The sequence below is a fragment of the Pseudomonas sp. zfem005 genome, assembly GCF_032621735.1.
Taxonomy (GTDB): domain Bacteria; phylum Pseudomonadota; class Gammaproteobacteria; order Pseudomonadales; family Pseudomonadaceae; genus Metapseudomonas; species Metapseudomonas solani.
Window position 1 is genome coordinate 95,738 of the sequence record NZ_JAVYJE010000002.1, and the last position, 12,946, is coordinate 108,683.

Here is a 12,946-nt window from a genome sequence, read left to right on the forward strand (position 1 = left end):
CCACCTCCAGGCCGGTTGCCGGGGCCGTCTGTGGCGCGGTCCCGGCATGAGCCTACCAACTCGTGGCGGTGGGGTCAGCGGGTCGCGATGGCGTCGGCGAGGATGCACATCAGTTCGAACATCATGGTGGCGCCCACCAGGGCTGTCGCCCCGCCCTGGTCGAACGGCGGGGAGACTTCCACGACGTCGGCACCGATCAGGTTCAGGCCACGCAGGCCGCGGATCATTTGCTGGGCCTGGAGGGTGGTCATGCCGCCGATTTCCGGGGTTCCGGTGCCGGGCGCGAAGGCCGGGTCGAGGACGTCGACGTCGAAGCTGATGTAGGTGGGGCCGTCACCCACTACCCGGCGTGCCTCCGCCAGGGTGGCTTGGACGCCGAGTTCGGCGAACTCCTCCATGTGGATCACGCGGATGCCGCATTCCTCGGCGAAGGCTTCGTCCTCGGCAGAGTAGATGGAGCCGCGAATACCGATCTGCACGGTGCGCTTGGGGTCCAGCAGACCCTCCTCCACGGCGCGGCGGAAGGGGGTGCCATGGGTGTAGGGGTTGTCGCCGAAGTAGCGGTCGTTGGTGTCGGAGTGCGCGTCGAAGTGGATCATGCCGATGGGGCGATGGTGGGCCAGGGCGCGGAAGATCGGCAGGGTCACCAGGTGGTCTCCGCCCACCGACAGGGGCACGGTCCCCGCCTGGTGGATTTCACGGAAGAAGCCCTCGATGCGCTTGAGCGAATCGAGCAGGTCGATGGGGTTGACGGGGCTATCGCCGAGGTCGCCGATGCGCACCAGGTCATAGGGTGCGATGCGGCTGACGTGGTGCACCTTGCGCATCAGGCTGGACATGTTGCGCACTTCGCGCGGGCCGTGACGGGCGCCGGCGCGGTTGGTGGTGCCGCCGTCCCAGGGAACACCCACCAGGGCGAGTTGCAGGTCGGCCGGGTCGTCGAAGATCGGCAGGCGCATAAAGCTCGGGATGCCGGCGAAGCGTGGTATGAGCGCGGCATCGAGCGGCTGCGGGAAGTCATGGGTCATGGGCTCTATCTCACGGGTAGAGGGCGCCGCGTGGGCGCCCTGGATGGTTTCAATCGGTTGCGGTGCGCAGGGCAGGAGCGGGTTGGGTCAGCAGGCTGGTGGCCACGAAGGTCAGCAGGCTGACGAGGAGGCCGTAGTAAATGGGGGTGTTGGCCAGGATGCCGTCATGGACCATGAAGGCGATGACGGTGAGGCTGCCGGTGACCATGCAGGCCATCGCGCCCACGGCGGATGCGCGGCGCCACACCAGGGCGCCCATGATCGGTACGAGCAGGCCGCCCACCAGCAGGTTGTAGGCGATGGAGAGGCCGGCGATGACGTCGTTGACCAGGCAGGCCATGGCCAGCATCGCCGCGCCGAGGGTGAAGGTTATCCACCGGCTGCTGGCCAGGTGGTCTTCGCCGTTGCGACTGAGAAAGCGGCTGTATATGTCTTCCTTGAGTACGGTCGCTGCGGCCAGCAGGCAGGCGCTGGCAGTGGACATGATGGCGGCCAGGGCGGCAGCCACCACGAGGCCGCGCAGGCCGGCTGGGAGTAGGTTGCGGGTGATCTCGGCGAAGGCGTTCTCGGCCACCGACAGGTCCGGCAGCAGCAGCCGGGTGGCGGCACCGATGAGCGCGCAGGCGCCGCCATAGAGCATGCAGTAGACCCCTGCGCCGAGGCCTGCGTAGCGCACCACGCCCTCGCTGCGGGCGGTGAACAGGCGCTGCCAGATGTCCTGGCCGATAAGCGCGCCGAAGAAGTAGAGCAGGAAGTAGGCGGCGATGGTGTCCAGGCCGATGTTGCCCAGCTCGAAGAAGCCCGCCGGCAGGTTGGCCTGCATCGCCGCCAGGCCACCGGCCTCGCCCACGCTGATGGGCAGCAGGACGAAGAAGATGCCCAGCGTCATGATCACGAACTGGATGATGTCGGTGAGCGTCAGCGACCACATGCCGCCGATCACGGAGTAGAAGATCACCAGCCCGCCGCCGCAGAGGATGGCGGGGATGCGCGGAATGTCGAATACCACCTCGGTGACCGAGCCGATGGCGATGGTGGCGGTTACGGCCACCATCAGGTCGTAGGCCACCATGACGATGCCGCCGATCAGGCGCGAGGAGGCCTGGTATCGCTGTTCGAGGATCTGGGTGACGGTGAAGACCCTCAGCTGGGCTATCTGCCGCGAGAACACCAGGCTGAGTACGATGATGCCCAGCCCCAGCATGAAGACCAGCCAGAGACCGGATACCCCGTACTGGTAGCCCAGGCGCACCGAGCCGATGGTGGACGCCCCGCCCAGCATCACCGCCGAGAGCGTGCCGAGGTAGAGGACTGGCCCGAGGCGTCGCCCGGCCAGGAGAAAATCATCACGGGTCCTGGCCTTGCGCATGCCCCACCAGCCGAGGCCCGCCATCACCAGCACGTAAATCAACATCGTCACGTAGTCGACCGCCATGGTGCTGCTCCTTTGTTGTTTTTCTAGTTCGGGTCCGCCCTGACGGCGGGTCTGGCGAGGATAGGAGGGGTGGCGTGCGGAACAACATCACCGCGATGGCAAGCTGGGTTGCGCCAGGCGGCAAGTAGGGCAGGTGGTGAGTGGAAGAAGCGGGATTCAGCCGAGGCCAGGCTCCTACGAGCGCAGCGCGCGGGTGTTCCCGTGCGGGTCGTGCAGTGGGCCCGCGCGTTCGCGAGGGTGACGCCGTGAAGGTGCCGGGGCGCGGACCGGCTCGGCGGCGCTGGTTTTTCCCTGGGCGCTATGCGCAAATGCCTGCCGACTTCCCACACCATACGGCTCCTTTCCATGCGCAAGGCCGATCGCCTGTTCCAGGTCGTCAACCTGATCCGCACCCACCAGCCCATCACCGCCCAGCGCCTGGCGGAACGGCTGGGGGTTTCCACGCGCACCATCTATCGCTACGTGGACGACCTGTCCCTGAGCGGCATCCCGATCTACGGCGAGGCCGGCGTGGGGTATGCGCTGGACGAGCATTTCGAGCTGCCGCCCCTGGCACTCAACCGCGACGAGCTGGACGCCCTGCTGCTGGGCGTGGAGCTACTGTCGCGCACCGTGGGCGACGAGATGGCCGATGCCGCGCGCTCGCTGCTGAGCAAGATCCAGGCGGTGGTGCCCGAGCATGCCCTCGACCCGCAGAGCGCGCCGGTGCGGGCCTTCGTCAGCCCCTTCACCCCGGAGCAGCTGCGCCATTGGGACAGCCTGCGGCGTGCCATCGGCGAACAGGCGGCGGTGCGTATCGACTACCTGAGCCTGGACGACCGCGCTTCGCAGCGGGTGATCTTCCCACTCGGGTTGTTCTACTGGGTGGGCAAGTGGACGGTGGGTGCCTGGTGTGTGCTGCGTGGCGAGTACCGTGACTTCCGTGTCGACCGCATCCGCAACCTGGCGCGTCTGGCCGATGCACCGCCGGCGCCCGAGGGGCTGAGCCTGGCCAGCTACATGCGCCACCGCAGTTGCGAGGCGCAGTTGCAAGAGGCGCAGGCCACTGACAGAACGTTGTCAGCAGAGGAGGCATAGGCTGGGCCGTCTCAACCAACGGAAGGGCGATCGCCATGCAAGATTCTTCGGTATTGGAACTGGTGCTGTTCAAGACTAAACCCGGCCGCGAAGAGCGCATCGCCGAAATCCGTGCCGGTGTGCGCGAGGCGCTGAAGACCTGCGACGGCTTCATCGGCTTCCGCAGCTTCATCTCGGTGGAAGGCAGCCATGTGTTCGCCGACCTCGCCGAGTGGTCCTCCCATGAAAGCGCCCTCAGCGCGGCCCGTGCCTTCAACGGCGCCGACCCGCGCTTCCAGCCCTACATGCGGGAGATCAAGGAGGTGATCTTCATGGGGCATTTCAGCCCGGGCGAGTGACCTGGTGTTAAGACGGTGGTTACCGCAGGCATGGAAAAGCCCGGCATATGCCGGGCTTTTTGCTGCCTGAGAAGGGCTCAGACCTTGCGCACGAATTCCGACTTCAGCTTCATCGCGCCGATGCCGTCGATCTTGCAGTCGATGTCGTGGTCGCCATCCACCAGGCGGATGCCCTTGACCTTGGTGCCGACCTTCACCACCAGGGACGAGCCCTTGACCTTGAGGTCCTTGATCACGGTGATGGTGTCGCCGTCCTGCAGGACGTTGCCGACGGAGTCCTTGATCACCTTGCCTTCATCGGCCGGCGCGTCGGCGGCGTTGGCGGACCATTCGTGGGCGCACTCCGGGCAGACCAGGTTCTGGCCGTCTTCATAGGTGTATTCGGAGTTGCATTGGGGGCAGGGGGGCAGGGTGCTCACGGCGTATCTCGCAATCGGGTGAAAAAAAGACCGCAGATTATATAAGGTTTTAGTGGTCGCTGTCGGGGGTGGCGTAATGATGGCCCTTGTATCGGACTGCTTACCGGCTTGACCAAGGCTAAATATTTCCCGGCTGCCGCCTTGCTAGCCTGCCGCAGGTAAACCCATGCCCAGGACGTACAAGGCGTGGAACCAGTCCGATGGCGATGGAGTGCCTGCCGTTCCTGCGGGGGGGAATCGATGTTTCAACGTGTCCTGTGGAAGCTCATGCCGAAGTCGCAGCGGGCCTTCCTGCTGGGGCGGATGGCGGTGGTCGACCGCGCCGCCGTCAACCGCTCCATGTCGGGCAACCTGCGCTACCCGGAGCCCTTCCGGCGCCAGGGCTGCCTATTCATCCACGTGCCCAAGTGCGCTGGCTCCAGCGTGGGCGATGCGCTGTTCGGCGGCTGGCGCGCCGGGCACCTGCCGCTGTACTGGTACGAGCAGCAGTTCCCTACCGAATACGCCACGGCCTTCAAGTTCAGCTTCGTCCGCGACCCACTGGAGCGTGCCTTCTCGGCCTACGTCTACCTGCGTGGCAACGAACTGCGTCCGCGCCACCAGGCGGCCAAGCGGTTGGTCAGCAGTTACCAGGGCTTCGATGACTTCGTCGCCCGCTGGCTGCATGTGGATAACGTGCGGCGGCAGATCCACTTCGCCCCGCAGACCGACTTCCTGATGGATTCCCTCGGCCACCTGGCGCTGGATTTCATCGGCTATCAGGAACACCTGGAGCGCGATTTCACGGCGCTCTGCGAGCTGCTAGGCTGCAATCGGACGCTGCCTCACTCCAATCCCTCGCTACGGCGCGAGGCGCTGCCGGTGAAGGACATCTGCACGGCGCGCACGCGGGAGATCGTGCGCCGGGTTTACCAACGTGACTACGAGTTGCTCGGCTATGCATAAGCACGCACCTTCCGCCCTGTTGCCCTGGATCCGCCCCTACAACCTCGCCCTGCCGCGCTCGGCACGGGCGGCGATCAAGCACCAGAGGCCCTGCTGCATCTGGCTGACGGGGCTTTCCGGCTCCGGCAAATCCACCCTGGCCAACGCCCTGGAAGTGGAGCTGAACGCACGTAACCTGCACACCTTCGTGCTCGACGGCGACAACCTGCGCAACGGCCTGTGCCGTGACCTGGGCATGGACGATGCGGCGCGCCGGGAGAACGTGCGGCGCATCGCAGAGGTGGCGCGGCTGATGGTGGATGCGGGGCTGGTGGTGATAGTCGCCGCCATCTCGCCGTTCCGCGCCGACCGCGAGGCGGCACGGGCGCTGTTCAGCGTCGACGAATTCCATTGCGTCTACGTCAGCACGAGCTTCGAGACCTGCGCCCGCCGCGACCCCAAGGGCCTCTACCAGGCGGCGATGCAGGGCCGCATCAGCAACTTCACCGGCCTCGACAGCCCCTACGAAGCCCCCACCGACGCCGATTGCGAGATCGACACCGACGAGGTGGACGTGATCGAGGCGACCTCCTGGTTGATAGCGCTGGTGCTGGGGGAGTAGCCCCTCCCAGACGACAGCACCTTGGAGGGTGGATGACGCTCTTTTCATCCACCAGGCGAGGCCGCAGGCGGCACCCAGCTGGGCCTGCTTTGGCGACTGAAGTCGCCCCTACAGAAGAGCGCGCCGTTGCCGTTTGTGCGTTCCTTACCGTTGATCAATACACCGTTGCCGGTTCCGGCAGGCTGAGCAGGCCGGCTTCGTTGAAGCGCACGGTGTTCCAGAAGCCGCCGCCGAGCTTGCCGCGCACGGTGTAGGGGACGCCGGGTTGGCGGCCGGTGTCGTGGCTGTTGGCCAGGCCCCAGGCCTGGCGCATGGCGGAGAAGGCGGAGATGGTCACGGGGACGCTGACCAGGGCTTCGCTGAAGCGCGGGATTTCGCCGGCCTGGTCGCTGACGCCACTGGCCAGGGGCTGGTTGTTGATGTCGAGATCGAGGGCGATGCCGTTGTAGCGGATGGCGGTGTCGTTGGGGTTCTGCACCCGCAGCTTGACCATGAAGCGCATTTCCAAGCCTTGGCCGGGCACCGGCTCCATGCCCACCAGGTCGATGCGCACCGGGTCGCGCGGGGCCAGGGTGCTGCAGGCAGAGAGGCCCAGCATCAGCAGCAGGCAGCTGGCGAGGCGCAAGGTGGAGCGGATGATTGGGGTCATGGCGTACGTCCGATTTGTGCAGGTGGTGCACCGCTAGAGACCGGCGAAGACGCCGTTCATTCCGCGTTCTCCGACGAAAGTAGCCCACGGGACGGCGTCGCGAAGGGGCGTTCGGCCAGGTATTTCCGGCTGCCAAGCGGAGCGGCGGCGTCTATCCCAGGGGCTGCTGCCGTCCGTCGGAAGGCACGCGCCAGGCGCGTTGCCTGAACTCAAAGGCCGCTATGGCGTCCATTGCCCTTGTATGGGGATGAAAACAAGCGAGCAGGCAGATGATCCGTTCTCTGGGGTTGAGGAATGTCGGGTGGCGCACCATCGTGGTCCGCACCGTGACCGAGTTCATCGATGACGAGCTGCCGACCTATGCCTCGGCGCTGGCTTTCCAGATGTTTTTCTCGCTGTTCCCCTTCCTGTTGCTGCTGATCGCGGTGATCGGCTTCCTCGAGTTGCCCGAGTTCTTCGACTGGCTGCAGGCCCAGGCGACGCTGGTGCTGCCGGGGGCGGCGATGGACCTGGTGCTGCCGGCCATCGAGCAGTTGCAGACGCAGAAGCCGGGGTTGTTTTCCATCGGTGCGGTGGTGGCGCTGTGGTCGTCGTCATCGGCCATCCGCTCGAGCATGGATGCGATGAACCGCGCCTATGACGTGGAGGAAGGGCGCCCGACCTGGAAGCGCATCCCGCTGTCGGTGCTCTACACCGTGGGCGTGGCGGCCTTCCTGCTGGCGGCGGCAGGGCTGATGGTCACCGGGCCGCAGGTGATGAACTGGCTGGCCGGCCAGCTGGGCATCGAGGACGTGGTGGTGCTGCTGTGGAACTGGCTGCGCATCCCGGTGGCGGTGCTGCTGCTGATGATGGTGGTGGCGTCGGTCTACTACCTGCTGCCGGATGTGAAGCAGGAGTTCCGCTTCATCACGCCCGGCTCGGTGCTGGCGGTGCTGGTGTGGCTGGTGGCGTCCATGGGCTTCAGCTACTACGCGAAGAACTTCGCCACCTACAACGCCATGTACGGCAGCATCGGCGCCATCATCATCCTGCTGCTGTACCTGTACATCTCCGCCGCCGTGTTGCTGTTTGGCGCCGAGCTCAACGCGGTGATCGAGCACCATTCGCGCGAGGGCAAGAAGCCCGGCGAGAAGAAGGCCGACGAGGGGGCCGTTGTGCAGTTGCCCGAGTAGCGGTGCGCCGGTTCAGCCGCGCAGCAGGCCTTCCAGGCGCTCGCGCAGCCGGGGCTCTTCCTCTTCGCTGATGCCCAGCAGGAAGTAGTGGCGCAGCACGGCGATGGCTTCGTCCGCGCTTTCCAGCAGGCGCTGGTTCACCTGGCCGTCGGCACTGCGGCGGTTGAAGGTGCCGTTGCGCAGGGTGAAGCGCTCCGTGCCCTGGGTGCGGGCGGCCACCAGCATCTGGCGGAAGATGCTGTCCGGGTGGGTCGAGGTGTACCAGTTGCGGGGCACGTAATCGACCCAGTGCTGGGGCTGCAGGTCGAAGCGGTAGACCGGCATCCAGGCATCGCCCAGGAAGGTTTCCAACTGATGGTCATCGTGCCCGGCGTCCGGCGCCAGCAGGCGGAAGGGCAGCTCGCCGAGGTCCTCGTGGCCCTGCAGGGACAGCGAGCGGGTGGGGTTGGCGGAGCCGAAGCCGACATCGGCGATGACCGGGCCATCGTCCAGGTCCACCCGCAGCAGCAGGTGCGAGGTGATGGTCAGCGGCGCATCGTCCGGCAACCCCCAGCGCACCCGCGCCGCCAGCAGGGTGACGCGAAAGCCCAGGGCCAGCAACAGGCGCCCGAACAGGCCGTTGATCTCGAAGCAGTAACCGCCACGGCTGCGCTCCACCACCTTGGCGAACACCGCCTCGGCGTCGATGGATATGGGGCGGTCGAGCAGGACGTCGACGTTCTCGAAAGCGACCCGGTCCAGGTGGGCCTTGATCAGGCGGTCGAGGGTGGCGCGGTCGGTGAGGGTGGGGGCCGGCTGGTCGATGTGGGCCAGGTAGGCGCGGGTCTGCTCAGGGCTCAGGGCGTGCATGAAGAGGCTCCATGGATGACGGGAGGAGGCTAGCAGAGCTTTGGCGGGCTGGCTGCTGTTCTGCTTTTGCAACGCCTCCTGTAAAAAATAAGGAACTGATGGGTTGGCGCTGGCGAAGAAATGATTGGTGCATCAACGGGTTGTCCGACAATCCGAAGGCGCGCCTGTCGTTTTTTGTAGTCATTTGGCTTGTAACTGTTTGACATATTTGACGGCTTTGGCAGACTGCTCGCCCGTTGCGGCAGGAGGTCGCGGTTGCCGTGCAGGGCTCCTGAAGCCATGACGGATGATCCCGCCCGGTTGTGACGCGCCTAAAACAAAAATTCTGTCAGTCGCGGCGACCCTGGGTGGACACAGGTCCGGCAGGCCAGACGACGGGCGAGCCACTGGAACTCACACATGCTGATCTGGTTTGTTGCGGTCTACCTGCTGATCACCGTCGGTGTTGGCTTCTACGCCTCCACTCGCGTCAAGAACTCCAAGGATTTCGCGGCAGGCGGCCGCAGCATGTCCTTCCCGCTGGTGGCGGCCATGGTGTTCGCCACCTGGTTCGGCTCCGAAGCGGTGCTGGGCATCCCCGCCACCTTCATCGAGGAAGGCTTCGCCGGGATCATCGAAGACCCGTTCGGCTCCTTCGGCTGCCTGATGCTGGTGGGCCTGGTGTTCGCCCGCCCGCTGTACCGCATGAACCTGCTGACCATCGGCGACTTCTTCAAGAAGCGCTTCGGGCCCAATGTCGAGCTGATCACCAGCCTGGTGATCATCGGCTCCTACCTGGGCTGGGTGGCAGCGCAGCTCACCGCGCTGGGCGTGGTGTTCAACGTGCTCTCCGACGGCTCCATCACCACCACCCAGGGCATGCTCATCGGCACCGGCATCGTGCTGCTGTACACCCTGTTCGGCGGCATGTGGTCGGTGGCGCTGACCGACTTCATGCAGATGATCATCATCGTCGCCGGCCTGCTGTACCTGACCTGGCTGATCGGCGACATGGCCGGTGGCGCCGAGGTGGTGATCAGCCACGCTGCCAGCGAGGGCAAGTTCGCCTTCATGCACGGCTTCGAACCCCGTGACATCGTCGCCTTCCTCGGCGCGGCGGTGACCATGATGTTCGGCTCCATCCCGCAGCAGGACGTGTACGCCCGGGTGATGTCGGCCAAGACCGAAAACATCGCCGCGCGTGCCTCCATGGCCGGCGCCTGCTTCTACCTGGGCTTCTGCATGCTGCCGATCTTCCTCACCTATGCGGCCTCGATGATCGACCCGGCGATGGTGCAGAAGTGGCTGGCAGAGGATGCGCAGATGATCCTCCCGCACCTGATCATGGAACGCACCCCGCTGTTCGCCCAGGTGATGTTCTTCGGCGCGCTGCTCTCGGCCATCATGTCCACCGCCTCGGGCACCCTGCTGGCGCCTTCGGTGACCTTCACCGAGAACGTGCTCAAGCGCTTCCTGCCGAATATGGACGACCGCCAGTTCCTGCTCGCCATGCGCCTGAGCGTGCTGGGCATGACGGTGGCCACTTCGCTGTTCGCCCTGTATTCGGACGCGAGCATCTACGAGATGGTCGGCAATGCCTACAAGGTGACCCTGGTCGCCGCCGTGGTGCCGCTGTTCGCCGGGCTGTTCTGGAAGCGCGCCACCACCCAGGGCGCGCTGACCGCCATCGGCTTCGGCCTGGCCTCCTGGGTGTTCCTGGAGATGAATTACCAGGAAACCGACTTCTGGCCGCCGCAACTGGCGGGCCTGCTGTTCAGCGTGCTGGGCATGCTGCTGGGCTCCCTGCTGCCGCAGCTGAGCCGCCCGCGCGGTGAAAGCGTCGACGCCATGATGGCGCCCGCCGGCAACTGACCCATTCCGGGCCCTCCTGTTCTGGAGGGCCCGCCCTTCTTCCCCGTGCCGGTCCCGGCACACCCCGTACGGAAGCTGTGATGCAGTCGTGGTTTCTGACTGCTCGAACAGGTTCCGAACTGGTGCATCCCTTCCTGGCTGTCCTCCCGCATGACCGGCCCCGGGCGCTGGCAGCTGCCCGAGGGGCGAGGCCTGGCGGTGGATTTCTTCCTTTAGTTGACCTATGCGTCAATTTGGATGTGCGCTCACCATAATGGTGAGAAAAATATTATTTCGATGAAAATCAGTGGCTTGTGATTAATTCAGAGCCGCTTGCCAGCGTCGCACTCCTTGCTCTAGGTTTCACGAACCTGTCATTAGAGACAGGTTATCGTCTCCCCCGGTGACTGACCGGCTCGGTAGTGCTCCCCTGTGCTGCCGGGCCGCCAGTGCACCACCGTGCAGCCCACCGCACGGTGCGCCCGCCCTGGGCGCCTCGCCGTAGATCAATCGCAACAGACATCGCCTGGTTTCGTTTTTTCCACCCGAGCGCTTCCCGCCGTGGGAGGCCCGCACCTGCAAGGAAGAAAAAGCAATGAAACGTATCGCCCTCCTGCTGTCGCTTTGCTGCGTCCCTTTCACCTCGGCCTTCGCCGCCACCGTCACCCTGAGCAAGGGCGGCTACAACCTCACCTACGATTGCGACAACCACACCGCCTTGCGCTACGAGTACGTGCTGACCACCGACACCGGTTCGGCGGCGAGGCCTTCGTCCTTCTACCTGGATCCGGACCTGCCCAGCGGTTGCGCCGGCCAGACCAGCACCTCGTCCTACGCCAGCGTGGTATCGGGTTGGGACCGTGGCCACCTGGTGACCTCCAACCACATGGACTACAACGCCACCTACATCAAGCGCGCCAACTACATGAGCAACATCGTGCCGCAGGTGGCCAGCTTCAATCAGGGCATCTGGGTGGCGGCCGAGAATGTCGCTGAGTGCTACCGCGACCTGGCCACCGTCTATGTGTATGGCGGGGTGGTCTACAACGACACCTCCAACGACTACTTCCTGTCGTCCCACGGCATCCGCACGCCGGATTACTTCTGGAAGACCATCGTCACCACCGATACCGCCACCGGGCAGACCAAGGCCATCAGCTGGTACATCCCCAACCAGGCCGGCCTGGGCAGCCTGAACAGCTACATCAAGAGCATCTCCGAACTGGAAAGCCTGATCGGCACCAGTGCCGTGGGCATCAGCGTGCCGGCCAGCGTCAAGGCGCAGAAGCCCACCGCCACCTGGGCGACGCCGAGTGGCTGTGATTTGAGCTGATCATCGATTGGGTATTAGGTAGGGGGCGGGGAGGCTGGGCCCTTCTTCCAGCTTCACGCTTCCGGCTTCCAGCTATCCAGGCCCCTCACATGCATAGGCTGGGCACCCACTCCCAGCCACTCAGAGTAATGCGTAGGGTGGGCTTCAGCCCACCGCTCTTCGCTGCGCAGCCCTTGGTGGCTCACTGTGGATTTTGGGTGCGCGGGGCGTTCTCGGTGCGCGCGGCACACCCTACGCGGGGTTGTGGCTGCTGCGGCATTCTGGGGGGAGCGAAACCTATCGATGCGGTGCTTGGGCGCTACGATGTGACCATCCTGGCTCTTGCCCGACTCCGCCTTCAACCCACCGGTAACGTCGCTGGTGGGCTGAAGCGGAGCGCCGCCCGGCCCACCCTACGGGGGTCACCCACTCCCAGCCACGCTTGGGCTCTTCTTCCAGCTTCACGCTTCCAGCTTCCAGCTATCCAAGCCCCTCACATGCATAGGCCGGGCACCCACTCCCAGCCACTCAGGACCCTTTCTTGCCGCTTGCAACGTGAAGCTTGCCGCTGCTTCTAAGTCGCCAGGCCGATGCCGCGGAGGATGACGGCGGTGACGGTCTGCACGGCGCGTTCGAACTGCTGGTCGTTCAGCGGCTGGTGGTTGTTGAGCACCATCACCTGGTGGTCGAAGTCGGCGTAGTGCTGGGTCGAGGCCCAGATCATGTAGAGCAGGCTGGAGGGTTCGACCGGGAGGATGCGCTTGCTCTCGACCCACTGGCGGATCTTTTCTTCCTTGAGCTTGGCCCAGTCGTAGAGGGGGCCGTCGAGGGCTTCCTTGAGCTGCGGGGCGCCGTGGATGACTTCGGCGGCCCAGACTTTGGAGCCGTGGGGGCGGGTGCGCGAGCGGTTCATCTTGGCGCGGATGTAGCTGGTCAGCGCGACGCTGGGGTCGTCGAACATCTCGAAGCAGGTGCCGTCTTGCTCCCACTCTTCCAGCAGGCTTTGCAGCACGGCGCGGTAGAGGTCTTCCTTGGTCGCGAAGTAGTAATGCAGGTTGGACTTGGGCAGGCCGACTTCCTGGGCGATGTCTTGCATGGAGGTGGCGGCGAAGCCTCGCTCGGCGAAGACCTTTTCGGCGGCCAGGAGGATCTTCTCGGTGTTCTTGATGCGGATGCCGATCTTGCGGTTACTGCTCATCGATCCCTCGGGCTGCACGGACTGAAGCCGGGCAAACATATCACCGAACCCGGCGCGGGCACGAGCCCGACGCGCGAGGTGCCCCGCCGCCGT

General features: G+C 65.2%; 13 protein-coding genes. 7 read left to right on the top strand and 6 right to left on the bottom strand.

What is annotated here, in order from left to right; translation table 11 throughout:
- Positions 1-74 precede the first annotated feature (74 nt).
- Together speB and RTW82_RS04740 are read right to left on the bottom strand one after the other, a co-directional pair.
- Entirely contained in the window at positions 75-1,028 is a 954-nt protein-coding gene (gene speB / locus RTW82_RS04735) for an agmatinase (RefSeq protein ID WP_021219685.1), read from the bottom strand.
- A gap of 49 nt (positions 1,029-1,077) precedes the next feature.
- Positions 1,078-2,463: a sodium:solute symporter gene (locus tag RTW82_RS04740; protein WP_316924395.1), complete on the bottom strand. Its 1,386-nt coding sequence runs from the start codon at positions 2,461-2,463 to the stop codon at positions 1,078-1,080.
- A 345-nt stretch (positions 2,464-2,808) separates the two neighbouring features.
- Between RTW82_RS04740 and RTW82_RS04745 the strand changes: the two genes are divergently transcribed.
- Positions 2,809-3,540, top strand: coding sequence for a helix-turn-helix transcriptional regulator (locus tag RTW82_RS04745; protein WP_271659884.1), 732 nt, complete (start codon positions 2,809-2,811; stop codon positions 3,538-3,540).
- Positions 3,541-3,575: 35 nt separating this feature from the next.
- A complete protein-coding gene (locus RTW82_RS04750; RefSeq protein WP_271659885.1) occupies positions 3,576-3,878 on the top strand; it encodes an antibiotic biosynthesis monooxygenase family protein in 303 nt (100 codons plus the stop codon).
- Between the two features lie 77 nt (positions 3,879-3,955).
- Here RTW82_RS04750 and RTW82_RS04755 read toward each other — a convergent pair whose 3' ends face one another.
- Positions 3,956-4,297, bottom strand: coding sequence for a zinc ribbon domain-containing protein YjdM (locus tag RTW82_RS04755; protein ID WP_021219689.1), 342 nt, complete (start codon positions 4,295-4,297; stop codon positions 3,956-3,958).
- A 240-nt stretch (positions 4,298-4,537) separates the two neighbouring features.
- Here RTW82_RS04755 and RTW82_RS04760 point away from each other — a divergent pair, with 240 nt between their 5' ends.
- Positions 4,538-5,242, top strand: a complete 705-nt coding sequence (locus tag RTW82_RS04760) for a sulfotransferase family 2 domain-containing protein (RefSeq protein WP_184489561.1) — start codon at positions 4,538-4,540, stop codon at positions 5,240-5,242.
- Positions 5,235-5,843, top strand: coding sequence for an adenylyl-sulfate kinase (gene cysC, locus RTW82_RS04765; RefSeq protein WP_316924396.1), 609 nt, complete (start codon positions 5,235-5,237; stop codon positions 5,841-5,843). The genes RTW82_RS04760 and cysC overlap by 8 nt, the downstream gene beginning before the upstream one ends.
- A gap of 154 nt (positions 5,844-5,997) precedes the next feature.
- Here cysC and RTW82_RS04770 read toward each other — a convergent pair whose 3' ends face one another.
- A complete protein-coding gene (locus RTW82_RS04770) occupies positions 5,998-6,492 on the bottom strand; it encodes an LEA type 2 family protein (protein ID WP_043245959.1) in 495 nt (164 codons plus the stop codon).
- Positions 6,493-6,761: 269 nt separating this feature from the next.
- On the opposite strand from RTW82_RS04770, the gene RTW82_RS04775 reads away from it, so the two are divergent.
- Positions 6,762-7,664 carry a YihY/virulence factor BrkB family protein gene (locus RTW82_RS04775; protein WP_043245960.1) on the top strand — a complete coding sequence of 301 codons (903 nt, stop codon included), beginning with the start codon at positions 6,762-6,764 and terminating at the stop codon, positions 7,662-7,664.
- Positions 7,665-7,676: 12 nt separating this feature from the next.
- Here RTW82_RS04775 and RTW82_RS04780 read toward each other — a convergent pair whose 3' ends face one another.
- The gene (locus RTW82_RS04780; RefSeq protein ID WP_316924397.1) at positions 7,677-8,513 is read right to left on the bottom strand and encodes an arylamine N-acetyltransferase; all 837 of its coding nucleotides are present in this window, start codon (positions 8,511-8,513) and stop codon (positions 7,677-7,679) included.
- Positions 8,514-8,912: 399 nt separating this feature from the next.
- Here RTW82_RS04780 and RTW82_RS04785 point away from each other — a divergent pair, with 399 nt between their 5' ends.
- Positions 8,913-10,364: a sodium:solute symporter family protein gene (locus RTW82_RS04785; RefSeq protein WP_316924398.1), complete on the top strand. Its 1,452-nt coding sequence runs from the start codon at positions 8,913-8,915 to the stop codon at positions 10,362-10,364.
- A gap of 574 nt (positions 10,365-10,938) precedes the next feature.
- Positions 10,939-11,676 carry a DNA/RNA non-specific endonuclease gene (locus RTW82_RS04790; RefSeq protein ID WP_316924399.1) on the top strand — a complete coding sequence of 246 codons (738 nt, stop codon included), beginning with the start codon at positions 10,939-10,941 and terminating at the stop codon, positions 11,674-11,676.
- Positions 11,677-12,229: 553 nt separating this feature from the next.
- Here RTW82_RS04790 and RTW82_RS04795 read toward each other — a convergent pair.
- Positions 12,230-12,853 carry a TetR/AcrR family transcriptional regulator gene (locus RTW82_RS04795; protein ID WP_043247406.1) on the bottom strand — a complete coding sequence of 208 codons (624 nt, stop codon included), beginning with the start codon at positions 12,851-12,853 and terminating at the stop codon, positions 12,230-12,232.
- Between the last annotated feature and the right edge of the window lie 93 nt (positions 12,854-12,946).

Bases quoted from the DNA above. Each gene is read 5' to 3' on its own strand.
- speB (WP_021219685.1), bottom strand. From the start codon at position 1,028: ATGACCCATGACTTCCCGCAGCCGCTCGATGCCGCGCTCATACCACGC.
- RTW82_RS04785 (WP_316924398.1), top strand. From the start codon at position 8,913: ATGCTGATCTGGTTTGTTGCGGTCTACCTGCTGATCACCGTCGGTGTT.
- RTW82_RS04795 (WP_043247406.1), bottom strand. From the start codon at position 12,853: ATGAGCAGTAACCGCAAGATCGGCATCCGCATCAAGAACACCGAGAAG.
- RTW82_RS04780 (WP_316924397.1), bottom strand. From the start codon at position 8,513: ATGCACGCCCTGAGCCCTGAGCAGACCCGCGCCTACCTGGCCCACATC.
- cysC (WP_316924396.1), top strand. From the start codon at position 5,235: ATGCATAAGCACGCACCTTCCGCCCTGTTGCCCTGGATCCGCCCCTAC.
- RTW82_RS04745 (WP_271659884.1), top strand. From the start codon at position 2,809: ATGCGCAAGGCCGATCGCCTGTTCCAGGTCGTCAACCTGATCCGCACC.
- RTW82_RS04770 (WP_043245959.1), bottom strand. From the start codon at position 6,492: ATGACCCCAATCATCCGCTCCACCTTGCGCCTCGCCAGCTGCCTGCTG.
- RTW82_RS04740 (WP_316924395.1), bottom strand. From the start codon at position 2,463: ATGGCGGTCGACTACGTGACGATGTTGATTTACGTGCTGGTGATGGCG.
- RTW82_RS04790 (WP_316924399.1), top strand. From the start codon at position 10,939: ATGAAACGTATCGCCCTCCTGCTGTCGCTTTGCTGCGTCCCTTTCACC.
- RTW82_RS04775 (WP_043245960.1), top strand. From the start codon at position 6,762: ATGATCCGTTCTCTGGGGTTGAGGAATGTCGGGTGGCGCACCATCGTG.
- RTW82_RS04750 (WP_271659885.1), top strand. From the start codon at position 3,576: ATGCAAGATTCTTCGGTATTGGAACTGGTGCTGTTCAAGACTAAACCC.
- RTW82_RS04760 (WP_184489561.1), top strand. From the start codon at position 4,538: ATGTTTCAACGTGTCCTGTGGAAGCTCATGCCGAAGTCGCAGCGGGCC.